At 42.0% G+C, this 274-nt stretch carries 1 tRNA gene; it reads right to left on the bottom strand.

Annotated elements, in window-relative coordinates:
- Positions 1–138: 138 nt before the first annotated feature.
- Positions 139–223, bottom strand: a tRNA-Leu gene (locus tag CWC30_RS17810).
- Between the last annotated feature and the right edge of the window lie 51 nt (positions 224–274).

Genomic DNA, 274 nt, shown 5'->3' on the forward strand with positions numbered 1-274 from the left:
GTGCAATATAAGAAACATCGAAATTGGCGGCGCTACCAGGATTTGAACCTGGGAATGCAAGTAACCAAACCTGTTGCTTTACCGCTTTCCGATATCCCAACTCTAAATTTGGATAAGTTTTAGTTCTAATTAAGAACATGGTGCGGAAGGAGAGACTTGAACTCTCACATCCTAAGATACTGGAACCTAAATCCAGCGCGTCTACCAATTCCGCCACTCCCGCAGATCTTATTCTTATACAACCTTCTTTGATAGAAAAAGATGGCTGTGATAC

This window comes from Pseudoalteromonas sp. S4741 (assembly GCF_005886135.1).
Classification (GTDB): domain Bacteria; phylum Pseudomonadota; class Gammaproteobacteria; order Enterobacterales; family Alteromonadaceae; genus Pseudoalteromonas; species Pseudoalteromonas tetraodonis.